The following is a 26,706-nucleotide window of genomic DNA, read 5'->3' on the forward strand; positions in this document are numbered from 1 at the left end:
ATGCCCACGCCGAGCGGATCCGGCCAGGCCGCGGCGCCGTTGAAGGCGATCGTCGCCGCCGTCAGCAGCCAGGCCGTCTGGCGCAGCAGGGGGAACGGGATCCTGATCCACGTCAGGAGCAGGTCCAGGGCCAGCAGGACGCAGATGCCCGCGTCGATGCCGATCGGGAAGACGTAGGAGAAGTTCCCGAAGCCCTTCTTGAGGGCCAACTCGCGGACCGCCGCGTACGAACCGGCGAAGCCGATGCCGGCGATGATCACGGCACCGGCCACGACCACGCCGATGAGAACGCGGTGCATCCGAGTCAGCTGCAGTGGCGCGGCCACCCGTACTCCCCTCCCCTTGCGTGTTGTTGCGCGCAACAGGGTGGCACATGTGTACGGGGAACGGGTGGCCGGATCCCGCCGGGCTCGTCCGGCTCCGCTACGCGCTCTTCCTGGACGGCGACTTCGACGCGCCCTTCGAGGGCTCGTCCGAGGCACCCTCGGACGCCGGCTTCGACGGGGACTGGGAAGGGGACTTCGACGGGGAGCCGCTCGCCTTGCCGCCGCCCGCGCCGTTGGCCTCGGACACCGCCGCGACGGCCTCCTTGGCGGCCTGCTTCGCGTCCTTCAGCAGCTCGTCGGCGCTCGGCGTCTTGTCGCCGGCCAGACCCGCGCCGTTGTAGTCGAGGGTGACGACCACGTTCTCCACGCGCGCCACGACCGTCTGCTGCTTGAAGGTGCCTTCCTTCTTCTTCAGGTCGTAGTGGACGGCCGTCGCCTGGTCGCCCGTCCCGGGCACCGGCTCCGACTCGACGCCCTTGGCGCCCTCGGCCGCCTGCGCGTCCTGGACCTGCTTCTCGTAGTACTCCTGGGCCTGCTTGTCGGCCGGGCCGCGGGTGACGTCCGACTCGAAGCGCAGCAGCGACACGTTCAGCCAGCGGAACTGCGAGCCCTTGACGCCGTTGTTGTCCAGGCTGTTCCACGAGCAGCCGGCCCGTGCGGAGATGTCGTCAGACTTGCCCTCCTTGCCGGACTTGTCCTTCGGGACGAGGTCCTCCAGCGTCTTCTTCGACAACGCCTTGCACGGCTCCGGGAGCTTGCCGTACGCCGCCGCCTCCACGGTCGGCGACGGGCTCGCGGACGCCGACGCCGCGGCCTTCTCGGCCTTGTCCGTGCTGTCGCCGGAGCCGGAGTCCGAGGAGCAGCCGGCGGCGACCAGCATCACGGGGACGGCGGCCGCGCGGACAAGGACGCGGTTCAGGCGCTTCGCTCGCTGCTGTCGCTCTTCTCGTCGCTGCATGGTTCCTTCACTCATGACGCTCGTGGTTCCCTGCGGTCGGAACGGGTCCGAGTGGTCACGGTACGCGGTGAGCCGACGGTGTGTTCTTCCCTCGGGCGCTTCGCGGGCACCCGTGAACGGGCCGTGAAAGGGCCTCAGTCGCTCAGCGAACCCGCCAGCCGGGAGGCCAGTTTCTGGGCCCTGTCCTGCATTTCCCTGCTGTCCGGGACCGTGCCCACGGTGGCCGGCTGCTCCGCGTACTCGATGGTCACGATGACGTTGGACGTGCGGAACGCCACAGTCACCGTCCGCTGCTTGGCGGTCGAACCGGAGCTGGACAGCTCGTCGTCGAGGAACGCCTCGTCGCCGAGGTCCTCCAGGACGCGCGGCCGGAGTTCGGTCGGGGTCGCGGAGGCGGACGCCGGGGGCGAGGAGGAGCCGGACGGGGAGGGGGAGCCGCTCGGGGCCTCGGAGGCACCGCCCGCCGGGGTGCTGCCCGTGACCGCCGACTCCGTGGTCGTCGGCTCGGGCAGGTGGGCCGCCGCCTCCTGCTCCGCGAACAGCTGCTCGGCCTGGCTGTCGTCGCTGACGGCGTTGTCGTAGGAGACGACCCGTTCGAAGTCGACGAGCAGGTGGTCCGTGGCGTCCCGGGAGTCGACCTTCCAGCGGCAGCCGACCTTGCGGTCGGTGTCGAACGTCGTCGTCGGCTCGCCCTCGTAGGCCCTCTCGCGCTGCTCGGCGTCGGCGATCTGCCGGATGCCGGGCAGGAGTTCGTCGAGTGTGCCCTCGCCGACCGCGGTGCAGGGCTCGGGCAGGGTGCGGTAACGGCCGGGCTCGGCGGCGGGGGAGGCCGTGCCGGTGTCGCCCGGGTTGGAGCCGTCCGTGATGTCACCGTCGCCCGAACCGCCGGTACAGCCGGCCAGCAACGCCGCGAGGAGCGCGGCGATACCGGACGCGTACGCCTTCCGTTGCACGTGGTGGCTCCCTCTCGACGCGGAAATCGGCTTGCCGCCGTGGGGCGGCCGATGAACACAATGTGTATCGCACGCACTGCCGTGGACGCCGGTCCGGAATCCCTTTCGTCGACCTTGGCTCCGGTATTTGCTCTTGAGGACTTCTGTTCGTTCACGGGGGATTGGGGACGTTATGTCGTATGTAGAGATACCTGGCGCGAAGGTGCCGATCCGGATGTGGGCCGACCCGGCCACGGTCGAGGACGGTGCGCTCCAGCAGCTTCGCAACGTCTCCACGCTGCCGTGGATCAAGGGCCTGGCGGTCATGCCCGACGTGCACTACGGCAAGGGCGCGACGGTCGGTTCGGTCATCGCCATGCGGGACGCGGTGTGCCCGGCGGCGGTCGGCGTCGACATCGGCTGCGGCATGTCGGCGGTGAAGACGTCCCTGACGGCCAACGACCTGCCCGGCGACCTGTCCCGGCTGCGCTCGCGCATCGAGCAGGCGATCCCGGTGGGCCGCGGCATGCACGACGAGCCGGTCGACCCGGGGCGCCTGCACGGCTTCGGCACGGCGGGGTGGGACGACTTCTGGGGGCGGTTCGAGGGGGTGGCGGAGGCGGTCAAGTTCCGTTCGGAACGCGCCGGAAAGCAGATGGGAACGCTCGGCGGCGGAAACCACTTTGTCGAAGTATGCACGGATACGACCGGTTCTGTCTGGCTGATGCTGCACTCCGGTTCTCGCAACATCGGCAAGGAACTGGCCGAGCATCACATCGGCGTGGCCCAGAAACTCCCGCACAACCAGGGTCTGGTCGACCGGGACCTGGCCGTCTTCGTCGCGGACACCCCGCAGATGGCGGCCTACCGCAACGACCTGTTCTGGGCGCAGGAGTACGCGAAGTACAACCGCTCGATCATGATGGCGCTCCTGAAGGACGTGATCCGCAAGGAGTTCAAGAAGGCCAGGCCGGTCTTCGAGCCGGAGATCTCCTGCCACCACAACTACGTGGCGGAGGAGCGGTACGAGGGCATGGACCTGCTCGTGACCCGCAAGGGCGCGATCCGGGCGGGCTTCGGCGAGTACGGGATCATCCCGGGCTCGATGGGCACGGGTTCGTACATCGTGAAGGGCCTCGGCAACGAGAAGTCCTTCAACTCCGCGTCGCACGGCGCGGGCCGGCGCATGAGCCGCAACGCGGCCAAGCGCCGGTTCTCGGCGAAGGACCTGGAGGAGCAGACGCGGGGCGTGGAGTGCCGCAAGGACTCCGGTGTCGTGGACGAGATCCCGGCCGCCTACAAGCCGATCGAGCAGGTCATCGACCAGCAGCGCGACCTGGTGGAGGTCGTGGCGCAGATCAAGCAGGTCGTCTGCGTCAAGGGCTGACCGGCCGGGGCCCTACACCTCCCGGTGCACCTTCGTGTTCGAGGCCTGGGCTCGGGGGCGGACCACCAGGAGGTCGATGTTGACGTGGGCGGGGCGGGTGACCGCCCAGGTGATCGTGTCGGCCACGTCGTCGGCGGTGAGGGGGGCGGCGACGCCCTCGTAGACCTTCGCCGCCTTCTCCTCGTCGCCGCCGAAGCGGGTCAGGGCGAACTCGTCCGTCCTGACCATGCCGGGGGCGATCTCGATGACGCGGACCGGCTGTCCGACGATCTCCAGGCGGAGGGTCTCGGCCAGCACGTGGGCGCCGTGCTTGGCGGCGACGTAGCCGGCGCCGCCCTCGTAGGTGGCGTGGCCCGCGGTGGAGGAGACGACCACGACCGTGCCGTCGCCGCTCGCGATCAGCTTGGGCAGCAGCGCCTGGGTGAGGTTGAGCGTGCCGATGACGTTCGTCTCGTACATCGTCCGCCAGTCGGCCGGGTCGCCGGTCGCGACCGGGTCGGCGCCGAGCGCGCCGCCCGCGTTGTTGACCAGCACGCCGATCGTCTTGAAGGCCGTGGCGAACTCGTCGACGGCCGCGCGGTCGGTGACGTCCAGCGGGTAGGCCGTGGCCTGGTGGCCCGCCGCGGTGATCTCCTCGGCCAGGGCCTCGATGCGGTCCTTGCGGCGCGCGGTGAGGACCACGCGGTAGCCCGCGGCGGCGAGTTGGCGTGCCGTGGCGGCGCCGATGCCGCTGCTCGCACCCGTGACGACGGCGATGCGGGAGGCTGCGGACGGGACGGCGGTGGCCATGGGAGCTCCTCGGGTGGGTGGGCCGGCCGGCTGGTGCGCCGGGCTCGCGGCCAGGATAGAAGGGGCCCGCGGTGGGAGAATGAGGGCGGGTGATCCCCTGTTTCCCTGGAGGTGGATCATGGGCGAGGCACGTGAGGTCATGGACCGGCTCACGGACGCGGTCACCACACACCCGGATCTGGAGGTCGTGGCCGATCTGTACGCCGAGGACGCGGTCGCCTTCACCCCCGACGAGGGGGAGCTGCGCGGGCGCGACGCCATCGTCGCGTACTGGCGGACGATGACGGAGGCGGTTCCCGGCGCGACGTACCGGACGCTGCACTCCTACGAGGCCGGGGACACGGCCATCGACGAGGGCGTCTACAGCGGGCGGAACACGGGGCCGCTGGAGCTGCCCAACGGTGAGACGCTGCCTCCGACGCAGAGGGAGGTGCGGATCCGCGGGGTGGACATCGCCACCGTGAAGGACGGGCGGATCGTCGACTACCGGCTGTACTTCGACGAGATGGACTTCCTGGGGCAGCTGGGTCTGCTGCCGGACGAGCCGTTCTGAGGCACCGGGCCGGGGCCGCGGTCAGTTCCCTCGCGGGGCGTACATGATGACCGCCATGCCCGCGAGGCAGATCAGCGCGCCCGCGATGTCCCAGCGGTCCGGGCGGTAGCCGTCCGCGACGACGCCCCACAGGATCGAGCCGGCGACGAAGATCCCGCCGTAGGCGGCGAGGACGCGGCCGAAGTGGGCGTCGGGCTGGAACGTCGCGACGAACCCGTAGGCGCCGAGCGCGAGGACGCCACCTGCTGCCCAGAGCCAGCCCCTGTGTTCGCGTACGCCCTGCCAGACCAGCCAGGCGCCGCCGATCTCCAGCAGCGCGGCGAGGACGAAGAGGGCGGCGGAGCGGAGCACGGACATGGCGGTCAGCTTCCCATGCCTGCGTGGTGCCGTCCGGCGTCAGGTCCCGGTGGCCGGTGTGGCCGGTGTGGCCGGTGCGGCCGGTGCGGCCGATGTCGCGGTGGTGCGGGGGCCGGGGGCGGCCCCGGGCCTCGGGGCGGGAGGGTTCCAGCGCCCGGTTCCGGTCTCCGCCGCGTAGGCCGTGGGCGGTACCCCCACCGTCGCCGTGAAGTCGCGCACCAGGTGGGCCTGGTCGGCGTAGCCGAGGTCGGCGGCGAGGGCGGCCCAGTCGACGTCGCTGCGGGTGCCGGCCTGTTCCAGGGCCTCGTGGATGCGGTAGCGCAGGATGATCCACTTGGGGCTGACGCCGACCTGGGCGGCGAAGAGGCGTTGCAGCGCGCGCACCGACAGCCCCTGCGCGCGGGCGAAGTCGCCGACGCGGCGCACGGTGCGGTCGGCACGGATGCGCCGGACGAGGTCGATCGCGAGGTCGGCCCGGGGGTCCGGGGCGCAGGGCAGGGAGAGCAGGAAGGCGTCGAGGGCGGCCACCCGGGCGCGGTCGTCGGCGCCGGTGACGATGGAACGGGCGGTGTCCTCGGTGATCTGCCGGAACACCTCCTGGGCGGGCAGCGCGCGGCCCGTCCAGTGGGACGCCGGCGTCTCGGGCGTGTACGGCCGGAAGCCACCCGGGCGGAACTTCGCCCCGCAGACCCGGCCGCGGCCGGTCAGCTTCCGGGTGTAGAGCCCGAGTGCGATGCCGGTGACCTCGGCGTAGGGGGGGCCTTCGTCCTCGTCCCACTGGAAGGTGAGGTTGACGGCCGGGTGCGGGACGATGTGGGAGGCGTAGGGCGCGGGCAGGTCCCAGTCGATCAGCCAGTACCACTCGACGTGGCGGCGCAGCGGTTCGGCGGGCTCGTGGCGGCGGAATCGCACGCGGCTGAGCAGGCCGGACGGGTCGACGATCCCGCGGGTGTCGTGGCGGGGTGCCTCCATGGCCGGATCGTACGTCGCGTTTCTTCAAGAAGGGCGGCCCCGGGTCCTCCTACGGTCGGGGCGTGGACACCAACGACGTGCGGACGTACGGCATCGGAGAGCTGCTGGAGCTGGCCCGGAAGCGGGCGGTTCCGGTGGTGCGGGGCATCGGGGACGAGGCGCTCGCCGCTCCCACGCCGTGCGCCGAGTATGACGTGAAAGCCCTGGTCAACCATCTGTTCCAGGTGGTCGTGCAGTTCCAGCGGCTGGCCGTGAAGGAGGCGTCGGACTTCGGGGAGCCGGCCGACGTGGTCGCGGAGCACCCTCAGTGGCGGGAGCGGCTGGTGGGGGAGGCGGAGCGGCTGGTGGCGGCCTGGTCCGCGCCCGGTGCGGAGGAGGGCACGACCGGCGGGATGGGCATGCCCGCGCGGCTGGTCGGCTCGATGGCGCTGCTCGACCTGACCGTGCACGTGTGGGACCTGGCGCGGGCGACGGGCCAGGACGACCCGGGTGCCGACGAGGCGGTGGTGGCGGAGCTGGCCGGCGCGGTGGAGGAGCTGGCGCCGACGGCCCGGAGGATGGGCGTCTTCGGGGAGCCGGTGCCCGAGGCCGAGGGCGCGTCGGCGTTCGAGCGGCTGCTGGCGCGGACCGGCAGGAATCCGTCCTGGGAACAATCCCGCGCGCTCCGGCGCTCCCCAGGTATAGTTGAACCATAAACAACCTGGAGGGTGAGCGACCATGCAGTTCGGGATCTTCAGCGTCGGCGACGTCACGCCCGACCCCACCACCGGCCGGACGCCGACCGAGCGCGAGCGGATCAAGGCCATGGTCGCGATCGCGTTGAAGGCCGAGGAGGTCGGCCTGGACGTGTTCGCCACCGGGGAGCACCACAACCCGCCCTTCGTGCCGTCGTCCCCGACCACGATGCTCGGCTACGTCGCCGCCCGCACCGAGCGGCTGATCCTGTCCACGGCCACCACCCTGATCACCACCAACGACCCGGTGAAGATCGCCGAGGACTTCGCGATGCTCCAGCACCTGGCCGACGGCCGGGTCGACCTGATGCTGGGCCGCGGCAACACCGGACCGGTCTACCCCTGGTTCGGGCAGGACATCCGCCAGGGCATCAACCTGGCCATCGAGAACTACGCCCTGCTGCGCCGGCTGTGGCGCGAGGACGTCGTGGACTGGGAGGGGAAGTTCCGCACCCCGTTGCAGGGCTTCACCGCCACGCCCCGCCCGCTGGACGGCGTGCCCCCGTTCGTCTGGCACGGCTCGATCCGCTCCCCGGAGATCGCCGAGCAGGCCGCCTTCTACGGCGACGGCTTCTTCCACAACAACATCTTCTGGCCGGCCGACCACACCCGGCGCATGGTCGAGCTGTACCGGGAGCGGTACGCGCACTACGGCCACGGCACGCCCGAGCAGGCGATCGTCGGCCTCGGCGGGCACGTGTTCATGCGCAGGAACGCCCAGGACGCCGTCCGCGAGTTCCGGCCCTACTTCGACGTCGCGCCGGTCTACGGACACGGGCCCTCGCTGGAGGAGTTCATGGACCAGACGCCGCTGACCGTCGGCTCGCCGCAGCAGGTCATCGAGAAGACGCTGGCCTTCCGCGAGTACGTCGGCGACTACCAGCGCCAGCTGTTCCTGATCGACCACGCCGGGCTGCCGCTGAAGACCGTGCTGGAACAGATCGACCTGCTGGGCGAGGAGGTCGTGCCGGTGCTCCGCAAGGAGTTCGCCGTGGGCCGCCCGGCGGACGTGCCCGACGCCCCGACGCACGCCTTGCGGCTCGCCGGGACCCGGGGGTGAGAGGGCGGTGGGCACCCGGTCCGCGGTCGCGCTGCCCCTGGTGAGAGGGCAGTAAGAAGGACGCCCCGGCGCAGCTCGCCCCCCCCGCGGACCCGGCGGCGGGGCACACTGGACGCGTGCCCCACACAGTGCTGCTCGCCGAAGACGACCGCGCCATCCGCAACGCCCTGGAGCGCGCCCTGACCCTGGAGGGCTACCGGGTCATGGCCGTCGCCGACGGAGTCGAGGCACTGGCGCAGGCCCACCGCAACCGCCCGGACGTCCTCGTCCTGGACGTGATGATGCCCGGCATCGACGGGCTCCAGGTGTGCCGCGTGCTGCGCGCCGAGGGCGATCGGACGCCGATCCTGATGCTGACGGCGCTCGTGGAGACCGCCGACCGGATCGCCGGCCTGGACGCGGGCGCCGACGACTACGTCGTGAAGCCCTTCGACGTGGAGGAGGTCTTCGCCCGGCTGCGCACCCTGCTGCGCCGCACCAGCCCGGTCGCCGCCGTGAGCGCCGCCCCGCCCGCCGAGGCGCCCCGGCCGGTGCCCGAGCGGTTCATCGAGGCCGCCGGCGTCCGCATGGACCCGCAGGCCCGCCGCGCCTGGCGGGGCACGCGCGAGCTGGAGCTGACCCGCACCGAGTTCGAGCTGCTGGAGCTGCTGGTCCGCAACGCGGGCATCGTCCTGGACCACTCCATGATCTACGACCGCATCTGGGGCTACAACTTCGGCCCCGGCTCCAAGAACCTCGCCGTCTACGTCGGCTACCTGCGCCGCAAGCTCGACGAGCCGGGCGCGCCGCAGCTGATCCACACGGTGCGCGGCGTGGGTTACGTGCTGCGGGAGGACTGAGTGGGGCGCCTCGGCCGGCTGTGGGCCGGACGCCGGCCGAAGCTGGTCTCGCTGCGCACCACGTTCGCGGTGTCCTTCGCGGCGGTGACGGCGGCCGTGACGATCCTGGTCGGCATCCTGTCGTACAGCGCGGCCGCGCGGCTGGTGCGGGTGGACCAGCAGACCGTGTTCGACGAGGTCGTGCAGGACCTGCGGGACGAGGTCAGCCAGAACCGGATGACACCCGGCGACTTCTCCTCCGCCGCGCCCGGACACGACCTGGTGCGGCCCGCCCGCACGGACGTGCAGGTGCTGGGCCCGGACGGGCGGGTCGTCGACCGGGGCAGCCCGGGGCTGCCGGTCGTCGGCGCCGACGTGCGGATCGCCGCCGCTGCCGACTCCGGCCGGGTGGTGCAGCACAAGGACGTCGACGTCGGCGACGACGTCTACCGCGTCGCGACCGTCTCCCTCGGCGACGGCCGGGGGGCCGTGCAGGTCGCGCAGGAGTTCAGCGACGTCGAGGACCTGCTGCGGGCGCTCCAGCAGCGCACGCTGGTGCTGATGGCCGCGGTGGTGCTCGGCGCCGGGCTGTTCGGCTGGTGGCTGGCCCGGCGGATCACCCGCCGGCTGGTCGTGCTCACCGACGCCGCCGAGGACGTCGCCCGCACCCGCCGCCTCGGCGTCCAGGTGCCCGTGGCCGGACACGACGAGGTCGGGCGGCTGGGCCGGGCCTTCGACCGGATGCTGGGCCGGCTCGCCCAGTCCGAGGAGGACCAGCGCCGCCTGGTCCAGGACGCCGGCCACGAGCTGCGCACGCCGCTGACCTCCCTGCGGACGAACATCTCCCTGCTCCGTCGCATCGACGAGCTCCCGCCCGCCACCCGCGAGGAACTGGTCGCCGACCTCGGCCAGGAGGCCCGCGAGCTGACCGACCTGGTCAACGAGCTCGTCGACCTCGCGGCCGGGCAGTCCGACACGGAACCGCCGCGGCGGGTGGACATCGCCGACCTCGCGGAGGAGGTAGCGGCCCTCGCCCGCCGCCGCAGCGGCCGGCGGATCCTGCTGCGCGCCGTCGGTGACACCACGACCGACGGGCGGCCCGGGATGCTGACCCGGGCGCTGTCCAACCTCGTCGAGAACGCCGTGAAGTTCGACCAGGGCGGCACGGCCCCCATCGAGATCGTCGTCGCCGGACCCGCCCGGCCCGGCACCATCCGCGTCGAGGTCCTCGACCGCGGACCCGGCATGGCGGACAGCGACCTCGTCCGTGTCTTCGACCGCTTCTACCGCGCCGCCGACGCCCGCTCCCTGCCGGGTTCCGGGCTGGGCCTGTCCATCGTGCGGGAGGTGGCCCTCGCGCACGGGGGCGCGCCGTTCGCGCTGCGCCGGGACGGGGGCGGGACGGTGATCGGGTTCACGGTCGGCGGGGTGACCCCGGAGGGCTGACCGCCGACGCGGCGCCGGGCACGGCCGTTCCCCGCACGCGTGTTCACGGACGTCCCCGTCAGAGCAGATATCCGGGGGCGGGGGCGCGAGCGGCGCGCCCCGGGGCGAGGGGAGGACCGGCAGCGTGCTGAGTGACGAGGAGACCGCCGCCCTGGCGGAGATCGACGAGGCGGCCCTGGCCCGGACCGTGCAGGAACTCATCGCCGTGCCCAGCGTGACCGGCAGCGCCGCCGAGTCGGAGCTGCAGCACCAGCTGGCGGGCCGGCTGGAGTGGCTCGGTCTGGAGACCGACCTGTGGTCCATGGACCTGCCCGCCCTGCGGGCCGACCCGGACTTCCCGGGCTCGGAGGCGCCCCGCGACGAGGCGTGGGGCCTGGTCGGCACGACACCCGACGGCGGCGACGGGCCCACCCTGATCCTCCAGGGCCACGTCGACGTCGTACCGCCCGGCGACCTCACCGCCTGGGACGGCGACCCGTTCGTGCCCCGGGTGACCGGGGACGTCGTGCACGGGCGCGGCGCCTGCGACATGAAGGCCGGCATCGCCGCGCAGCTGGCCGCGCTGGGCGCGATCCGCGCGGCCGGGATCCGCCTGCGCGGCCGGGTCGCCGCGCACTTCGTCGTCGGCGAGGAGGACGGCGGCCTCGGCGCCTTCGGCACCCTGCGGCGCGGTCACCGCGGCGACGCCTGCGTCATCGCCGAGCCCACCGCGGGCACCCTGATCACCGCCAACGCGGGCGCCCTGACGTTCCGCGTCACCGTGCCCGGCCGGGCCGCCCACGCCAGTTCCCGGGAGCGGGGCGTGAGCGCGATCGACGCGTACCTGCCGCTGCACCGGGCCCTGGCCCGCCTGGAGGCCGTACGCAACACCGACCCCGACCCGCTGCTGGCGGAGTACCCCATCCCCTACGCCCTGTCCGTCGGCACGGTCCGCTCCGGCGACTGGGCGAGCAGCGTCCCCGACCTGCTGGTCGCGGAGGGCCGGCTCGGGGTGCGCCTCGACGAGGACCCGGCCGACGCGCGCCGCGCCCTGGAGGAGTGCGTGGCCGAGGCCGGCGCCGCCGACCCGTGGCTGCGCGCCCACCCGCCGGCCGTGACCTGGCCGGGCGGCCAGTTCGCCCCCGGCCGCCTGCCCGACGGCCACCGGCTGCCCGGCGTCCTGCGCGGCGCCTGGTCCGACACGGCCGGCGGACCCGCCCTGCGCGAACGCGGCGCGACCTACGGCAGCGACCTGCGCCTGTACACCGCCGCCGGCATCCCCACGCTGCAGTTCGGGCCGGGAGACATCCAGGTGGCGCACAGCGCGGGGGAGCGGGTGTCGATACGGGAGACGCTGGCGGTGGCCCGGGCGCTGGTGGTGGCGGTGCTGCGGACGGTGGGGACGAAGTGAGCGGCAGGGCGGGTGCGGGCCGGCTACCCCTCGAGCCCGTAGAAGCGGGTCGGTGAGTTCGGCGCGAAGCCGATCCGTGGGTACACCGGCGCTCCCGCCGCCGTCGCGTGCGGGGTCGCCCGGGTCAGTCCGGTGGCCCGGGCCCCCTCGTACGGGGCCTCGCGGGTCACCGCTTCCCCGTAGCCCCGGCGTTCGCGGGCCGGGTCGGCGGCCACGAGGACGACGAAGAGGCGCCCCTGGGCCGCCACGGTGGCGGCGCAGGTGGCGGGGACGCCGTCGCGCAGGCCGGGATGGGCGTGCACCTCGCTCTTCCACAACGTGGAGCCGGCCAGGCCGTCGCGGCCCCACAAGAACCTGCGGCTGTACGCCGACCGGCCGCGCGACATCATCCTGCCGGTCGCGGACCGCGCCCCCACCCCAGGCGGTGAGCCGCCCCCGGGGCTACACGCCCGCGTACGAGTGCAGGCCGGAGACGAACATGTTCACGCCGTAGTAGTTGAACAGCCAGCAGGCGAAGGCGAGCAGGGCCAGGTAGGCGGCCTTGCGGCCCTTCCAGCCGGCCGTGGCGCGGGCGTGCAGGTAACCGGCGTAGGCGACCCAGGTGATGAAGGACCAGGTCTCCTTGGGGTCCCAGCCCCAGTAGCGGCCCCAGGCGTCGCCCGCCCAGATCGCGCCCGCGATGATCGTGAAGGTCCACAGCGGGAAGACGGCGGCGTTGACGCGGTAGGAGAACTTGTCCAGGGAGGCGGCGGAGGGCAGCCGCTCCAGCACGGAGGTCGCGAAGGTGCCGGGCCGGCCGCCGCTCGCGAGCTTGTTCTCGTAGGAGTCCTTGAACAGGTACAGGATCGTGCCGACCGCGCCCACGTAGAAGACCGCGCCGCAGAAGATCGCGGTGGAGACGTGGATGTACAGCCAGTACGAGTGCAGGGCCGGGACCAGCTGGTCGCTCGCCGTGTACAGGACCGTGACGGCGAGGCCCAGGTCCAGCAGGACGGTGGTGGTCAGGAACAGGCCGAGCCAGCGGACGTTCTTCTTCAGCGCCAGCAGGCCGAGGTACACGCCGACGGCGACGGTGGAGAACGTGATGTTGAACTCGTACATGTTGCCCCACGGGGCCCGCTCCACGGAGGCCGCGCGGGCGATGACGCCGCCGAGCTCGACGAGGAACGCGACCACGGTGAGGGAGATGGCGATCCGGCCGTACAGGTCGCCCTGCTCGTCGCCGCCGTGCGCCCCCGGCCCGTCCGGCACGTCCCGCTGGCCGGCCGCGGCCCGCACGGTGACCTTCGGGCGCTCCAGGACGGCGGTGCCGCCCGCCTGGTTGACGGTGACGGCGGGCGCATTCTTCACCGCGGACGTCGCCGTGAGCGCGGCCGCGGTGCGGGCGACCTTGCTGCGGCTGCCGAAGAGCCATTCGGCGATGTACGCGAAGAAGGCCAGGGTGTAGACGGCCATCGCGGAGTAGATCAGCGTGTTGCTGATGTTGGCGAGGTTCTCGTTCGTCGCGGCGGCGAGCGTCACTGCTTCTCAGCCCCTTCGGCAGGTACGGGGGTCGTGGTGCCCGGCTCCTGGGCGGGGTCGGGGGAATCTGCGGGGTCGGGCGCTGCGGGCGCCTGGTCGTACAGGGTCCCGGCGAGGTCCCCCAGTTCCTCGGGGACCTTCGCGGACTCGCTGCGGCCGAGACCGGCCATCTCGACGACGGTGACGCCGTCGGCGCCCCGGACCGCGCGGACCCAGACGCGGCGGCGCTGGATGAACAGCGAGCCGGCCAGTCCGAAGACCGCGGCGACGGCGCCGCCCAGGGCCCAGCCGCTGGCGGGCTGCTGGGTGATCTGGAACTGCGCCCACTCCCTGATGTCCTTCTCGAAGGTGATCGAGCCGGCGCCGTTCGGCAGCTGCATGGTCTGGCCGGGCTTGAGCAGCTTCTTCAGCAGCTCGCCCTCGGAGTTCTTGAACTCCTTCATGTTCTTCTTGTCGAGCTGGTACACGCTCTGCGGCAGGCCCGAGTCGACGCCCAGGTCGCCGTGGTAGGCGTTCAGCGCGAGCACCGGGCTCATCAGCGCCGGGAACTGGGAGACCATCGCGCCGCCGTTGTAGGTGGGCACGAAGAACGCCTGGAAGCCGAGCTGTTCCTTCTCGCCCTTGGCGTTGCGGTAGCCGTCCATGACCTTGATGGCGCCGGAGGAGGTCGCGAAGCCGTCCAGCGGCAGCAGCGGCACGGCGTCGCGGTAGACGACGCGGCCCTTGCCGTCGCGGACGGTGACGACCGGGGCGTAGCCGTGGCTGGCGAGGTAGACCTTGGTGTCACCGATGGTGAGCGGCTCGTTGACCTTGATGGTCTTGTGCCGGTCCTTGCCGTAGGCGCCCTCGCTGTAGTCGACGGTCGCCTGGTACGTGCGCGGGGTGCCCCGATTGGGGCCGCTCATCTCGTAGGTGCCCGTGAAATCCTTCAGGCGGAAGCTGAAGGGGTTCAGGTCGTCCTGGGTGAAGAGGCTGCCGGACTTGAAGTCGTCGTACTGGGTGAGGGTGTTGGAGAAGCCGTCGCCCTCGACGACCAGCTTGAAGCCCTCCGCCTTGAACAGCTGGCCCCAGGCGAAAGCGATCAGCATCACGATCAGGGCGAGGTGGAAGACGAGGTTGCCGACCTCGCGCAGGTAGCCCTTCTCGGCGGCGACCGCGTCACCGGCGAGGTGCGCGCGGAAGCGGCGCTTCTTCAACAGGGCGAGCGCGGCCTCGCGGACCTGCTCCGGCTCGGCCGTGGTGCGCCACGTGGCGTGGGCGGGCAGCCGGGTCAGCCGCCTGGGCGCGCCCGGCGGGCGGCCGCGCAGCTGGCCGACGAACTGCCAGGTGCGGGGCACGATGCAGCCGATGAGCGAGACGAACAGCAGGATGTAGATCGCGGAGAACCACACCGAGCTGTAGACGTGGAACAGCCCGAGCTTGTCGTAGACGTCACCGAGGGTGGGGTTCTTCTCGCGGAACTCGGCGACCTTGGTGGCGTCGATGCCGGTCTGCGGGATCAGCGAGCCGGGGATCGCGCCCAGTGACAGCAGCAACAGCAGCAGCAGCGCGACCCGCATGGAGGTGAGCTGCCGCCAGAACCAGCGGGCCCAGCCGACGACCCCGAGGGAGGGCAGGTTCGGCGCCTCCTCCTTGGGGGCGGTGGACAGCTGGGCTCCGGCGTCGCCGAGGTCGGTGTCCTCGGGGCCGCCGACGGGGGCCGGGCCGGTGGTGCTGGTCTTGCTCATCGGTCAGATCCCCACAGTGAAGCCGTTGGACCAGGTCTGCATCTCCTGCACGATGCGGTCCCAGGCGCCGGTCAGCAGCAGCAGACCGGTGACGATCATCATGCTGCCGCCGATGCGCATCACCCAGACGTAGTGGCGCTTGACCCAGCCGAAGGCGCCCAGCGCCTTGCGGAAGGCGACCGCGGCGAGCACGAAGGGCACCCCGAGGCCGAGGCAGTACGCCACCGTCAGTATGGCGCCGCGCCCCGCGCTGCCCTGGTTGGAGGAGAGGGCCAGCACGGAGGCGAGGGTGGGGCCGATGCAGGGCGTCCAGCCGATGCCGAACAGCGCGCCCAGCAGCGGCGCCCCGACCAGGCCGGTCACCGGCCGCTTGTGGAGGCGGAACTCGCGCTGGGTCATCCAGGGCATCAGCCCCATGAAGAACACGCCCATGAGGATCATGAGCCCGCCGAGCACCTTGGACAGCACGCCCCGGTTGGCCTGGAGCGTGTCGCCGAAGTAGCCGAACAGCGCCCCGGAGGAGACGAACACCGCCGTGAAGCCGAGCACGAACAGGGAGGCGCCGGCGACCATCCGGCCCCGCCGGGCCTCGGCCAGGTCGGTGCCCGTGACGCCGGTCACGTAGGACAGGTAGCCGGGGACGAGCGGCAGGACGCAGGGGGAGAAGAAGGAGACCAGTCCGCCGAGCAGCGCGATGGGCAGGGCCGCCAGCAGGGCGCCGTTGAGCACCGTGCCGTTGTAGCCCGTCGCCGCGAGCGTGGTGACTGCGGAGGTCACGTCACTTCTCCGCGAGGACCGGGGCGATCATCTTGCGCAGCTTCTCCTCGCTCAGCGCCTGGAGCGAGCGGGCGGCGATCCGGCCCTCCCGGTCGAAGACGAGGGTGGAGGGGATCGCCTGCGGGTTGAGGGTGCCGCGCTCGAACCGGAGCATCAGCTTGCCCGTCGGGTCGTACAGGCTCGGGTAGGTCACCCCGTAGGCCTTCTCGAAGGCGAGGGCCGGGCCGGTGCTGGTGTCGCGGGTGTTGATGCCGACGAACTGGACGCCCTTGTCCTTCAGGTCCTCGGAGACCTTCTGGAAGCCGGGGGCCTCGGCTCGGCAGGGCGGGCACCACGAGCCCCAGACGTTGACGACGACGACCTTGCCCTTGTAGTCGTCGACGTCCAGCTGCTTGCCGTCGACGGTCTTGCCGGACAGGTCCGGGGCGTCCGCGCGCTCGCCCTTGTCGGCGGTGGCGATGCCGTCCTTGCCCAGGACGAAGTTGGTGTCACCGCCCCCGCCCGAGGTCCCGCCGGAGCTGCACGCGGACAGGGTCAGCGCCGCGGCCGCGGCACCGGCGGTGAGCAGGGCGGCGCGGCTGCGGGTGCGGTTCGAGCGCAGGGGGGCGTGGCTGGCGGCACTCATGTGAAAAGTTTCGCATGTCCGTTCCGGGGATCTCGCCCACCCCCCTTGCGGGCGGAAAACCGCATTTCAGGCGGCGTTCGAGGAGGGTGAACCCGATCCGGTGGGGGCCGCCTTCAGGAACTCCCGCCAGCCGCCCGCCGGCTGCTGCCCGACGTCGAGGGTGCGCAGCTTCGCCAGCACCTCGGGCCGCTGCGCGTCCATCCAGTCGACGTACTGCCGGAAAGAGACCAGACGCACATCGCCGCCCTTGTCCTTCTCGCGGGCGATGTGCTGGAAGGCCTCCTCGACGGCGTCCATGTAGATGCCGCCGTTCCACTGCTCGAAGTGGTTGCCGATGAAGAGGGGTGCCCGGTTCGTCTCGTATGCCCGCTTGAATCCCTGGATGTAGGCCTGGGCCGCCTGCTCGCGCCAGCCCGGGTAGTTGTGCGCGGGGGCCTTGGTGGAGTTCAGGGACTGGTTGGCCAGCATGTTGTAGTCCATGGAGAGGACCTCGAAGCGGCGGCCGGGGAAGGGTATCTGCTGCAGCGGCAGGTCCCAGATGCCCTGCCGCTTCACGGGCCACACCTGGCGCCCGCCCGGGGAGGAGGCGTCGTAGCGCCAGCCGAGCCTGCGGGCGGTGGGCAGCAGGTTGTCCTGGCCGAGCAGACAGGGCGTCCGGCCGCCGACGAGTTCCTTGTCGTAGTCGAACGGCAGCACCGGCAGGTCCGTCCAGCCGGTGTTGGTGCGCCACTCCTTCACGAACGACTTCGCCTGGTCGATCTCGCTGCGCCACTGCCGCGGTGTCCAGTGCTTGACCGAGCCGTGGGACTCGCCGCAGAAGTGACCGTTGAAGTGCGTGCCGATCTCGTGGCCCTCCAGCCAGGCGCGGCGGACGTTCTTCAGGGTGTCCCTGATGTGCGCGTCGGTGAGGTAGCCGATGTCGGAGGCGCCGCGCGGGTTGTTCGGCGGGTCGTAGAGGCGCTTCTTCGACTCGGGCAGCAGGTACAGCCCGGACAGGAAGAAGGTCATGCTCGCGCCGTGCTCCTTCGCCAGGTCCAGGAAGCGCGGGAAGAGGCCGTTGCCGACCTCGCCGGCGCCGTCCCAGGAGAACACGACGAACTGCGGGGGCGCCTGCCCCGGCTCCAGCGGCTCGGGCCTGGCGGGCTGGTGGGGCTGCTTGCCGGTGTAGGCGGTGGAGCCGTCGCCGATGGGGCGGGCGGTGGGCCCGGGCTTCGGCCGGCCCTGCGCGCTGTCGCCGCCGGAACCGTCGGCGTGGCTCGCGTCGTCCGACCCCGTGAGGCCGGCGCACCCGGCGAGCGAGACAGCGGCGGCGGCTCCCGCGCCGATTGAGAGCATTCCCCTGCGGGAGTAAGGGCGCATTGCTTCCCCGATCCGTCACGTTCTCTGGTGGTCACCCGGTCAGAGGACGTGACGGTCGGGCAGGTTCCGCCTGAATGCGCAGATTCCGTAACGAAGGAGTCAAAAGCGATCGGATAGGGCCAGGCCCGTCGGGGCCGCCAGGTCCCGGGCGCCGAGGGCCGCCAGGCCCTATGCGCCGAACGCCTTGTCCTTGCCCTTCACCGGCTTCGCCCCCGCGAGGAGATGCGCCGGGACGAGGTCGCGGGCCGGCTCGCTGTAGCCGACGGAGACGATCCGGTCGCCCCGGTACGTGAAGGTCGTCAGCGAGGCGAGGGTGCACTGCCGCTTGCGCGGGTCGTGCCACAGCCGCCGCCGCTCGACGTAGGACCGCACGATCCAGATGGGCAGCTGGTGGCTGACCACGACCGCCTCGTGCCCGCGGGCCTTGTCCTTCGCCGCGCCCAGCGCGCTCATCATCCGCACGACCTGGTCCACGTACGGCTCGCCCCAGGACGGCCGGAACGGGTTCACCAGGTGCCGCCAGTTGCCGGGCTTGCGCAGCGCCCCGTCCCCGACGCCGAACGTCTTGCCCTGGAAGATGTTCTCGGCCTCGATCAGCCGCTCGTCCGTCGCCAGGTCCAGCCCGTGCGCCTTGGCGATCGGCTCGGCCGTCTCCTGCGCGCGCTCCAGCGGCGAGGCGACGACGTACGTCACATCCCGCGGGGCCAGGTGCTCGGCGACCCGGTCGGCCATGCGGCGGCCGAGGTCGGAGAGGTGGTAGCCGGGCAGCCGGCCGTAGAGGATGCCGTCCGGGTTGGCGACCTCGCCGTGCCGCATCAGGTGGACGACGGTGATGTCCTGGTCGCTCTTGCCGCTCTTGCCGCTCACGTCGCTGTTGGGGCTCGTCGCGTCGCTCATGCCGTCGCCTCCGCCGCCGCTCGGGCCGCCGCCGGGAGGGCGTCGGCGATCTTCTGCACGGCCCGCTCGTCGTGCGCGGTGGACACGAACCAGGACTCGAAGGAGGACGGCGGCAGGTAGACGCCGTGCGCGAGCATCGCGTGGAAGAACGCGGTGAAGCGGAAGGACTCCTGCGCCTTGGCGTCCTCGTAGTCGCGCACGGGCCGGTCGGTGAAGAACACCGAGAACATGTTGGAGGCGGTCTGCAGCCGGTGCGCGACGCCCTCCTTGGCCAGGGCCTCGGTGACCAGGCCCTGGATCTCCTTCGACACGGCGTCGACCTTCGCGTACGCCGCGTCGTCGAGCAGCCGCAGCTGGGCGAGGCCGGCGGCGGTGGCGACCGGGTTCCCGGAGAGGGTGCCGGCCTGGTAGACGGGCCCGGCCGGGGCGAGGTGCGCCATCACGTCCGCGCGTCCGCCGAAGGCCGCGGCCGGGAAGCCGCCGCCCATCACCTTGCCGAAGGTCATCAGGTCCGGGACCACGCCGTCGACCCCGAACCACCCGGCGCGGCTAGTCCGGAAGCCGGTCATCACCTCGTCGGAGATGTACAGGGCGCCGTTGTCCGAGCAGAGGTCCTTCAGGCCCTGGTTGAACCCCTCCGCGGGCGGTACGACGCCCATGTTGCCCGGGGAGGCCTCGGTGATCACGCAGGCGATCTCGCCGGGGTGGGCCCGGAAGGCCTCGCGCACGGCGTCGAGGTCGTTGTAGGGCAGGACGATCGTGTCGCCGGCCTGGGCGCCCGTGACGCCCGGGGTGTCGGGCAGCGCGAAGGTGGCGACGCCGCTGCCGGCCGCGGCGAGCAGCGAGTCGACGTGGCCGTGGTAGCACCCGGCGAACTTGATCACCTTGGTGCGCTGCGTGAACCCGCGCGCGAGGCGGATCGCCGACATGGTCGCCTCGGTGCCGCTGGAGACGAGCCGCACCTGCTCCAGCGGCGCGACCCGGGCGATCATCTCCTCGGCGAGCGCGACCTCGCCCTCGCCGGGCGTGCCGAAGGACGTGCCGCGGGCGACGGCGTCCTGCACGGCGGCGATCACCTCGGGGTGCGCGTGCCCGAGGATCATCGGACCCCAGGAACACACCAGGTCCACGTACTCCCGCCCGTCGGCGTCCGTCAGATACGGGCCCGACCCGGACACCATGAACCGGGGGGTGCCGCCGACGGCCCGGAAGGCCCGGACCGGGGAGTTCACGCCGCCGGGCGTGACGGCGGCCGCGCGGTCGAACAGAGCCTGCGAGGCCGGTGCTTCATACGGATATGACAGTTCGCTCATGACCTGCGACTTCTCCGACCTTCTCCGACGTAGTCGGGCTCCGGGTGCCAGTGACCTGTTCAGGGTAGGCCAGGGGGCCGCGGGCCCGGGCGTGGGACAACCGGACCCCCGGCTCCCGTCGTCTGCGAGACTGGGACCTGATACACACAGCTCGAACGGCCCCAGGCTGGTCGGAGGCTGCGAAGATCCCTGCGGACAGATGTTTCAGCGCACGTTTCGGCGGGCGGCCGTGGGGGAGGTCACTGACACGATGATCGGGTTGCGCGGCGGGGGCGACGCGTCCTAGAAAAGCAGTCGGGTGGAGATATGCATCGCGGTGGCGGACTGGGCGAGGGGACTGATGACCTGGGTCCTCGACGTGCCCGGCGGGGAAGGCACCGGCGCGAAGCGGAGGACACGCAGGAGACCCGTCAGGCACCGGGTCGGCCGAGTGAACCGGAGCGCCTCGACGGACGTACTGAACGCCGAGTGGGCGATCTTCGGGCCGGGAGCGGGAATGGTGGTCGGGTGGGGGTGACGTACAAGTACTTCGGCGCGCCCGACGGCGCCACCGCGGCCCGCGTCCCGATCTCGATGCGTCCCGAGGAACTCGGCGGCGACGAGCTCGGCATGAACGGCATGTTCACGAAGATCAAGCCGGAGACCATGGCCGCGATGGTCCTGACCGGCATCGAGGGCGTGCCCCTGCACAAGGTCCCGCCGCTGGAACTGGTCGTCCTGCACCCCGACTACGCCGTCGTCAAACTCCCCATGACGGTCGTCGACCCCCTGCGCGGCATCGGCGAGGAGGCGGTCGGAGCGGCAGCCTTCATCTGGTCGACGGTCCCGGACCGGGGCGGGCCGCGGGACGCGTTCAACGTGTACCAACTGCTGCACGAGTGGCAGGACTTCAGCCACCGGTTGCATGAGGCGGGGCATCAGGCTTATTGCCTGGTGTGGCCCTGAGCCGGGGCCGCTCGGTTGTGTTGGCCTGCTCTTGCCGCCTCTGGCTCTCTACGGCTGGGCGCGCCATTGTCCGGCCCTCCCGCCTTGCCGGGCCCTGGTGTGCGGCAGGGCCTCGTTCCGCACTCCGGAGAGGGTCTCGTGAAGACCGAGACCTTCGGGGTGCGTGCGGACTGCCTGTACGCACCAGACGATGAGGACCACGCAGGGCACTGGGGCCAGGAGCATGGCGAGCCCGCCGACCGGGTCTGCTGCCATCGAGTGGGCCACGTCCCGATAACCGACCCCGCCCGCGATCTCGATCAGGGCGGAGGGATCGGCGGCGGCGTTCGGCAGAGTCGCTCCCGCGATGAGCCACATGACAGCGAAGGGCAGGCCGAGCGCCGCTGCGCGCAACACGAGCGCACCGTGCCCCGGCCTGGCGCCGCTCCTCGTGACGAGCTTCAGCAGCAGGATGTGCTTGCCCGGAGTGGCGCCGCTCCACCGCGGCACCATCACGAACCACAGCACCCAGACCACGGGCGGGACCCACAGCACGGCGTCGGCCCCCAGGCCGAGGAAGACGAGACCGGCGACGGCTCCGGTCAGTAGAGCGGCACCCGTCATGTCCAGCAGCAGGGCCACCAGGCGGCGCCCGAAGGGGACCTTGCGGAGATCAAGCGCGCGGTCGTCCAAGGTGGTCAGGGCCGGCAGAACGCGGGCCAGGGGCCCGGCCGCCGCCCAGCCGAGCGCCGCTCCCGCTGTGTTGGCGATGAGATCGTCCACGGCGAAAAGGCGGTACGGGCACGCGTACAGACCCCACAACCCCGTGTACTGGGTGAGCTCGAAGAGCAGTGACCCGGCGAGTCCTGCCGCGGTGGCCGCAACCAGCCCCTTGCGGAAGTGAATCCGTACGAAGACTCCGAGCGGGAGCAGCAGGAGGAGGTTGAACACGGTCTGCCAGACGGCCGAGTTGCCGAGCACCAGAGCGTTGAGGGTGACTTGGTGGTGCGCCTCCTTCCAGATGTCTGCGAAGGCCCTGCCGGGCGTGAACTGGGGATGGGCAAAGGACGGGTACTTGGCGCAGACGTCCACCGACCGCGACGGAAGCGGCACGATCGTCAGGCATAAGGCGGTGAGTGCGTAGTACACACCCCCGTAGAGCGAGAGCACCCGCCAGCGGGTCATGACGCCGTGCCGCCGGTAGATGACGACCGCTGTCGGCACGAACATCAGGAGGGCGAGTCCCGGGAAGATCAGGGCGGCCGTGCGGATCGGCAGCAGATATACGTCCGTCATGCGGCGGCACTATACACACTGTCTATACTTAGTGCGTATAGTAGGCGCTGACGAGGTGCAGGCGGTGTCTAGGCCCGTCTGCGAAGATCGTCGACAGGTCTTCCGGCGCCATCCGCTCGACAAGCGCGGCAGTCAGCTTCCGGACTTCGCCCTCGTTGTGGGTCGCGTCGCCGGGGCGAGCGCGTCCAGGTAGTCGTGCAGCGCCCCCGCCCCCTCGATCATCCCCCGGCTCCGGGCCGTCAGGGTCTCGCCGCGGGCTGTGATCGCCGCCCGCAGGGCCTGCGTGCTGCCCTCCCTGCGCAGGTCGTCCAGGACCGGTCTGATCTGGTCGAACAGGTAGTGGCTGCGGCGCAGGGTGTGGACCAGGCGGGCGTCGCGGACGTCGGACGGCTCGTAGACGCGGTACCCCGTGCCGCGCTCGCGGGACGGGGTGAGCAGCCCGGCGCTCTCCCACACCCGGAGCGCGGACGTGCGGACGCCCAGCAGTGCGGCCACCTCGCCGATGCGCAGGCCGCCGGAGCGGGGGAGCGGGGCCGGGGGTTCCAGGGCGAGCAGTTCCAGGGCCTCGCTCGCCGCCCGCAGGGATGCCCGTTCCTCGTGCTGTGCGGCGTGCGCGGCGTCGACCAGGGCGAGGGCGCCCGGGACGTTCCCGTCGTGGACCGCGCGCATGATCGCCGTCGCCGTCACCGGGCCGTAGCCCCGCAGCATGGTCCGGTACGCCCGCAGCGCGCGGCGGTGCACGTCCCCGAAGACGCGGTAGCCGGACGGGGTGCGCGCGGCCGGCGGGAGCACCCCGGCGTCCTCGTAGTTGCGGATCTGCTGCGTCGAGACACCGGCCAGGCGGGCCAGGTCGACGGGGCGCAGGCGGGGTTCGTCTTTCGTCATCGATTTGAAGGTTACGGCAAGGACAGTGGCCTCAGATGAGCGAAAGTCTCAACACCGCACTTCAATGGAACACTTGAAGGAATGGACCCCTGCATTCATGTCACCGGTGCGCGTCTGAACAACCTCAAGAACGTCTCCCTCTCCCTGCCGAAGAACAAGCTGGTCGTCATGACCGGCCTGTCCGGCTCCGGCAAGTCCACCCTCGCCTTCGACACCCTCCACCAGGAGGGCCAGCGGCAGTACCTGGAGTCGCTGGGCATGGTCACCGGCTTCGTGAGCAAACCCGCCGTCGACTCGATCACCGGCCTGTCCCCGTCCATCAGCGTCGACCAGCACCACACCAACCGCAGCCCCCGCTCCACGGTCGGCACGGTCACCGAGGTCTTCACCTATCTGCGCCTGTTGTGGTCGCGCATCGGCGTACGGCCCTGCCCGGGCTGCGGGCAGAGCATCCCGCCCGCGTACGCCGACGGCGCCGAACCCGACGAGGACGCCGAGGCCGAGCAGCGGCCCTGCCCGCACTGCGGTCACCTCGTGCCCGACCTCGTCATGGGCTCCTTCTCCTTCAACAAGCCCGCCGGTGCCTGCCCGGCCTGCACCGGCCTGGGCGAGGAGATCCGGCCCGACGCGCGGCGCCTGGTCGACGGCGCCAAGTCGGTCGCCGACGGCGCGGTGCGGGGCTGGAACGCGAAGTTCACCGAGTGGAGTCTGCCCCAGCTGCGGTCCGCCGCCGGGCACTACGGCTTCACCTTCGACACGGACCGCCCGGTCGACGAACTGAGCGAGCCGGAGAGGGACTTGCTGCTCCACGGCGTCGACAGCCCCGAGTTCCGGCGGCACTTCCCAGGCGTCGAACCGCCGAAGACCGTGTCGGCCGGCCGCTTCGAGGGCGTCGCGACGGCGCTGCTGCGCCGCTACACCGAACGCGCCGACGACCCCGAGTACCGCGAACGGGCCGAGCGGCAAGGCCTGGTGAAGCAGCCCTGCACGCAGTGCGGCGGCACCCGGCTGCGGGCGGAGAGCCGGGCGGTGACCGTGCACGGCCTCGGCATCACCGAGGCCGCCCGGCTTCCCCTCACCGACCTCGCCACCTGGCTCGCCGGGCTGCGCGAGCGGGCCGCCGGGGACGAGTGGCTGCTCGTCGAGCCGGTCGTCGCCGACCTGGAGGAGCGGGTGCGGCGCCTGGTGGACGTCGGCGTCGGCTACCTCACCCTCGCCCAGGCCACGCCCAGCCTCTCCGCCGGGGAGACGCAGCGGCTGCGCCTGGCCGCCCTGCTCGGCTCCGGCCTCACCGGCGTCCTCTACGTCCTCGACGAGCCGACCATCGGCCTGCACCCCTCGGACACCGCCCGCCTGATCGACGTCCTGCGCCGCCTGCGCGACCTCGGCAACACGGTGCTGGTCATCGAGCACGACCTGGAGGTGCTGCGCGCCGCGGACCACGTGGTCGACGTCGGCCCGGGCGCGGGCCGGGACGGCGGCCGGATCGTCGCGGCGGGCACGCCGCGGGAGGTCGCCCGGACCGAGGGTTCGGTGACCGGCGCGTACCTGTCGGGCCGGCTCCCCGCACCCCGGTCCCGCGCACGCGGTGACGGAGACACGGCCGTCGTGATCCGCGGGGCCCGGGCCCACAACCTCAAGGACCTCACCGTCCGGATCCCGCTGCGCCGCCTGGTGACGGTCACGGGCCCGTCCGGCTCCGGCAAGTCGACGCTGCTGCTGGACATCCTGGGCCGGGCCGCCCGACGGCACTTCGACCGGGCCGGCGAGCTGCCCGCCGAGCACCACGGCGTCGACGGCTGGGAGCACCTGTCCAAGGCCGTCCTCATCGACCAGGAGCCGATCAGCCGCCTCCCGCGCTCCAACGCGGCCACCTACTCGGACGTCTTCACCCCGATCCGCGAGGTCTTCGCCGCCCGCAGCCGGGGCGCCCTCACCGCCGGGCACTTCTCCTTCAACGTGCCCGGGGGCCGCTGCGAACGCTGCGAGGGCGCGGGCGTCCTCACCGTGCGCATGCACTTCCTGCCCGCGGTGCAGGTGCGCTGCCCCACGTGCAAGGGCCGCCGCTTCCGGCCCGAGGTGCTGTCGGTGCGCCACGAGGGCCACGACATCGCCGAGGTGCTCGCGGCGACGGTGGACGAGGCGCTGACCGTGTTCGCGGACGTCCCGGCCGTCGCGACCCGGCTGCGCCGCATGGCGGACGTCGGCCTCGGCTACCTCCCGCTCGGCCAGCCCGCCCCCACCCTCTCCGGCGGCGAGGCCCAGCGCCTGAAACTCGCGAAGGAACTGGGCCGGCGCACCACGGGCCGCGTCCTGTACCTCCTCGACGAACCGACGACGGGCCTGCACTCGGCCGACACCGCCCGCCTCCTCGACGTCCTCCAACGGCTCGTCGACGCCGGGCACTCGGTCGTCACCATCGAGCACAACACCGACGTCATCCAGGCCTCCGACTGGCTGATCGACCTCGGCCCGGTGGGCGGGACGGGCGGCGGGCGGCTCGTGGCGCAGGGGCCGCCCGGGGACTGAACGTTCCCGGGTCCCCGCACGTCTTCGTCGCGTATCCGACGTGCGGGAGCGCGGGCTCCCGGAGGAGGTGTACCGGTGAAGCCGTCGTTCCTGTCGTGGGCCCTGCCCGTGGCGGCCGTCGTCGTCCCCCTGGGCGCGGGCTGCGCCCCGTCCCCGGACGACGGGGCGCAGGCCGAGGCCTCCTGCGCCTACGTCGTCGAGTACGACGGCCGCACCTACCTCGACGGGCCGGAGACCCCTGTGCCCCTGGGACGGTCGCTCGGCCCCGCCACCGTCCCGGCCTGCGACGACACGCCCGGCGACGGCGACGACGGGGAGGGCCCGGTCCTGACGACCGCGTTCGCGGTGCGCGGCGTGGACCCCGCCGTCGCGGTCGCGGTCGCCGAGGACACCGACACCTACCGCCTCGTCGTCGCGGAGTCCGTCGAGGACCTCCCGCCCGAGCTGCGGAAAGCGACCGAGGGCTCCTGAGGCCCGGCCGGGTCCTCAGCCGCCCTGCCGCTCCAGCACCGCGTAGTCGGCGAAGCTGCGGCGGTAGCGCAGGTGCCGGGTCTCCTGGGTGTGCCTGCGCTGCCACTCCTCCACCTCGCCGGGCTCCGCGCACGGTCCCGAACTCGCCCCGCAGTCCGTGTCCTCGCCGGAGACGCAGTACGCCTGGTACTCGGGCAGGGCGGACGGGTCCTGCACGATCGTGTACGGCACGTACCGGAAGACGCGGCGTCCCGCCGACTCCCCGCCGTGCTCCTCACGTTGGTGCTTGCGCAGCAGGACGTTCGCGTCCGTCACGCCGCTCGCGTCGAACGCCGCCCGTGCCCTGTCCCGCCGCACCGACAGCTCCTCGCACGCCGCGCACCCCCGCACCGGCAGCGGCGGCCGGTTCGGATCAGCCGACAACCCCTCCCTGGAACGGTCGTTGGCCGCGCGCACGCCCGCGCTGAGCCGTTCCTCCGGGGTCGCCTCCCGGATCCGCGCCGGATCCGCCTGCCACTCCCGGCCGCCGCCGACCGGGCGCAGCATCACGTACGGACCGGTCCTGTCCTGGTACGCGCCGACCCTGTTCGTCTGCGGGTCGTAGACGAGCGTTCCCGGTTCCATTCCGCACACCTCCGTCACTCTGGGTGTATCGAGCGT

Annotated in this window: 26 protein-coding genes and 1 pseudogene; 10 read left to right on the forward strand and 17 right to left on the reverse strand. The window is 72.1% G+C overall.

All coding sequences use genetic code 11. The features are described from left to right. The 3 genes from ABTZ58_RS26160 to ABTZ58_RS26170 all read right to left on the reverse strand — a co-directional run. Positions 1 to 326, reverse strand: a 326-nt coding sequence (locus ABTZ58_RS26160) for a DUF2637 domain-containing protein (RefSeq protein WP_351361335.1), incomplete at its 3' end; no start/stop codon positions are given. Between the two features lie 97 nt (positions 327 to 423). After that, on the reverse strand, positions 424 to 1,299 hold the full coding sequence (locus ABTZ58_RS26165) for a DUF3558 family protein (protein ID WP_351361338.1): 876 nt from the start codon (positions 1,297 to 1,299) through the stop codon (positions 424 to 426). Positions 1,300 to 1,418: 119 nt separating this feature from the next. Next, complete coding sequence (locus ABTZ58_RS26170) at positions 1,419 to 2,237, reverse strand: DUF3558 domain-containing protein (RefSeq protein ID WP_351361341.1); 819 nt, start codon at positions 2,235 to 2,237, stop codon at positions 1,419 to 1,421. A gap of 172 nt (positions 2,238 to 2,409) precedes the next feature. Between ABTZ58_RS26170 and ABTZ58_RS26175 the strand changes: the two genes are divergently transcribed. Then, positions 2,410 to 3,603 (forward strand): RtcB family protein, encoded by a 1,194-nt coding sequence (locus ABTZ58_RS26175; RefSeq protein WP_351361344.1) that lies wholly within the window; start codon positions 2,410 to 2,412, stop codon positions 3,601 to 3,603. Positions 3,604 to 3,615: 12 nt separating this feature from the next. Here ABTZ58_RS26175 and ABTZ58_RS26180 read toward each other — a convergent pair whose 3' ends face one another. Continuing rightward, on the reverse strand, positions 3,616 to 4,392 hold the full coding sequence (locus ABTZ58_RS26180) for an SDR family NAD(P)-dependent oxidoreductase (RefSeq protein WP_351361347.1): 777 nt from the start codon (positions 4,390 to 4,392) through the stop codon (positions 3,616 to 3,618). Between the two features lie 118 nt (positions 4,393 to 4,510). Here ABTZ58_RS26180 and ABTZ58_RS26185 point away from each other — a divergent pair, with 118 nt between their 5' ends. Beyond that, complete coding sequence (locus tag ABTZ58_RS26185) at positions 4,511 to 4,945, forward strand: ester cyclase (RefSeq protein ID WP_351361350.1); 435 nt, start codon at positions 4,511 to 4,513, stop codon at positions 4,943 to 4,945. 21 nt (positions 4,946 to 4,966) lie between these two features. Here ABTZ58_RS26185 and ABTZ58_RS26190 read toward each other — a convergent pair whose 3' ends face one another. Together ABTZ58_RS26190 and ABTZ58_RS26195 are read right to left on the reverse strand one after the other, a co-directional pair. Then, positions 4,967 to 5,302, reverse strand: coding sequence for a YnfA family protein (locus ABTZ58_RS26190; RefSeq protein ID WP_351361353.1), 336 nt, complete (start codon positions 5,300 to 5,302; stop codon positions 4,967 to 4,969). Between the two features lie 39 nt (positions 5,303 to 5,341). Beyond that, a complete protein-coding gene (locus ABTZ58_RS26195; protein WP_351361356.1) occupies positions 5,342 to 6,274 on the reverse strand; it encodes a DUF6597 domain-containing transcriptional factor in 933 nt (310 codons plus the stop codon). Positions 6,275 to 6,336: 62 nt separating this feature from the next. Between ABTZ58_RS26195 and ABTZ58_RS26200 the strand changes: the two genes are divergently transcribed. From ABTZ58_RS26200 to ABTZ58_RS26220, 5 genes are all read left to right on the forward strand, one after another. Continuing rightward, positions 6,337 to 6,969 (forward strand): TIGR03086 family metal-binding protein, encoded by a 633-nt coding sequence (locus ABTZ58_RS26200; RefSeq protein ID WP_351361359.1) that lies wholly within the window; start codon positions 6,337 to 6,339, stop codon positions 6,967 to 6,969. 22 nt (positions 6,970 to 6,991) lie between these two features. Beyond that, the gene (locus ABTZ58_RS26205) at positions 6,992 to 8,068 is read left to right on the forward strand and encodes an LLM class flavin-dependent oxidoreductase (RefSeq protein ID WP_351361362.1); all 1,077 of its coding nucleotides are present in this window, start codon (positions 6,992 to 6,994) and stop codon (positions 8,066 to 8,068) included. A 116-nt stretch (positions 8,069 to 8,184) separates the two neighbouring features. Beyond that, positions 8,185 to 8,907 (forward strand): response regulator transcription factor, encoded by a 723-nt coding sequence (locus tag ABTZ58_RS26210; RefSeq protein WP_351361365.1) that lies wholly within the window; start codon positions 8,185 to 8,187, stop codon positions 8,905 to 8,907. Then, positions 8,908 to 10,332 carry a sensor histidine kinase gene (locus ABTZ58_RS26215; RefSeq protein WP_351361368.1) on the forward strand — a complete coding sequence of 475 codons (1,425 nt, stop codon included), beginning with the start codon at positions 8,908 to 8,910 and terminating at the stop codon, positions 10,330 to 10,332. A gap of 124 nt (positions 10,333 to 10,456) precedes the next feature. Then, positions 10,457 to 11,722, forward strand: a complete 1,266-nt coding sequence (locus tag ABTZ58_RS26220) for an ArgE/DapE family deacylase (RefSeq protein WP_351361371.1) — start codon at positions 10,457 to 10,459, stop codon at positions 11,720 to 11,722. A 23-nt stretch (positions 11,723 to 11,745) separates the two neighbouring features. On the opposite strand, the pseudogene ABTZ58_RS26225 reads toward ABTZ58_RS26220, so the two are convergent. From ABTZ58_RS26225 to hemL, 8 genes and pseudogenes are all read right to left on the reverse strand, one after another. Continuing rightward, positions 11,746 to 12,066 (reverse strand): annotated as a pseudogene (locus tag ABTZ58_RS26225) (GNAT family N-acetyltransferase); the annotation flags it as partial. Between the two features lie 97 nt (positions 12,067 to 12,163). After that, entirely contained in the window at positions 12,164 to 13,243 is a 1,080-nt protein-coding gene (ccsB, locus tag ABTZ58_RS26230) for a c-type cytochrome biogenesis protein CcsB (RefSeq protein ID WP_351361374.1), read from the reverse strand. After that, on the reverse strand, positions 13,240 to 14,970 hold the full coding sequence (resB, locus tag ABTZ58_RS26235) for a cytochrome c biogenesis protein ResB (protein ID WP_351361377.1): 1,731 nt from the start codon (positions 14,968 to 14,970) through the stop codon (positions 13,240 to 13,242). The genes ccsB and resB overlap by 4 nt, the downstream gene beginning before the upstream one ends. Positions 14,971 to 14,973: 3 nt before the next feature. Then, entirely contained in the window at positions 14,974 to 15,747 is a 774-nt protein-coding gene (locus ABTZ58_RS26240) for a cytochrome c biogenesis CcdA family protein (protein WP_351361380.1), read from the reverse strand. 1 nt (position 15,748) lies between these two features. Further along, positions 15,749 to 16,372, reverse strand: coding sequence for a TlpA family protein disulfide reductase (locus ABTZ58_RS26245; protein ID WP_351361383.1), 624 nt, complete (start codon positions 16,370 to 16,372; stop codon positions 15,749 to 15,751). Positions 16,373 to 16,438: 66 nt separating this feature from the next. After that, entirely contained in the window at positions 16,439 to 17,731 is a 1,293-nt protein-coding gene (locus ABTZ58_RS26250; protein WP_351361386.1) for a polysaccharide deacetylase family protein, read from the reverse strand. A 168-nt stretch (positions 17,732 to 17,899) separates the two neighbouring features. Beyond that, positions 17,900 to 18,628 (reverse strand): histidine phosphatase family protein, encoded by a 729-nt coding sequence (locus ABTZ58_RS26255; protein WP_351361389.1) that lies wholly within the window; start codon positions 18,626 to 18,628, stop codon positions 17,900 to 17,902. Continuing rightward, positions 18,625 to 19,941, reverse strand: a complete 1,317-nt coding sequence (hemL, locus tag ABTZ58_RS26260; RefSeq protein ID WP_351361392.1) for a glutamate-1-semialdehyde 2,1-aminomutase — start codon at positions 19,939 to 19,941, stop codon at positions 18,625 to 18,627. The genes ABTZ58_RS26255 and hemL overlap by 4 nt, the downstream gene beginning before the upstream one ends. Positions 19,942 to 20,448: 507 nt before the next feature. Between hemL and ABTZ58_RS26265 the strand changes: the two genes are divergently transcribed. Next, positions 20,449 to 20,886 (forward strand): hypothetical protein, encoded by a 438-nt coding sequence (locus tag ABTZ58_RS26265; RefSeq protein ID WP_003992141.1) that lies wholly within the window; start codon positions 20,449 to 20,451, stop codon positions 20,884 to 20,886. A 48-nt stretch (positions 20,887 to 20,934) separates the two neighbouring features. On the opposite strand, the gene ABTZ58_RS26270 is transcribed toward ABTZ58_RS26265, so the two are convergent. Beyond that, a complete protein-coding gene (locus tag ABTZ58_RS26270; RefSeq protein ID WP_351361396.1) occupies positions 20,935 to 22,161 on the reverse strand; it encodes a VanZ family protein in 1,227 nt (408 codons plus the stop codon). A 132-nt stretch (positions 22,162 to 22,293) separates the two neighbouring features. After that, a complete protein-coding gene (locus tag ABTZ58_RS26275) occupies positions 22,294 to 23,046 on the reverse strand; it encodes a MerR family transcriptional regulator (RefSeq protein WP_351361399.1) in 753 nt (250 codons plus the stop codon). Positions 23,047 to 23,127: 81 nt separating this feature from the next. Here ABTZ58_RS26275 and uvrA point away from each other — a divergent pair, with 81 nt between their 5' ends. Then, a complete protein-coding gene (uvrA, locus tag ABTZ58_RS26280; RefSeq protein ID WP_351361402.1) occupies positions 23,128 to 25,575 on the forward strand; it encodes an excinuclease ABC subunit UvrA in 2,448 nt (815 codons plus the stop codon). Between the two features lie 75 nt (positions 25,576 to 25,650). Beyond that, positions 25,651 to 26,046, forward strand: coding sequence for a DUF6281 family protein (locus ABTZ58_RS26285; RefSeq protein ID WP_351361405.1), 396 nt, complete (start codon positions 25,651 to 25,653; stop codon positions 26,044 to 26,046). A 15-nt stretch (positions 26,047 to 26,061) separates the two neighbouring features. Here ABTZ58_RS26285 and ABTZ58_RS26290 read toward each other — a convergent pair whose 3' ends face one another. Then, the gene (locus ABTZ58_RS26290; protein ID WP_351361408.1) at positions 26,062 to 26,670 is read right to left on the reverse strand and encodes a DUF7848 domain-containing protein; all 609 of its coding nucleotides are present in this window, start codon (positions 26,668 to 26,670) and stop codon (positions 26,062 to 26,064) included. Between the last annotated feature and the right edge of the window lie 36 nt (positions 26,671 to 26,706).

It is taken from the genome of Streptomyces sp. NPDC094143, from assembly GCF_040303825.1.
GTDB lineage: Bacteria > Actinomycetota > Actinomycetes > Streptomycetales > Streptomycetaceae > Streptomyces.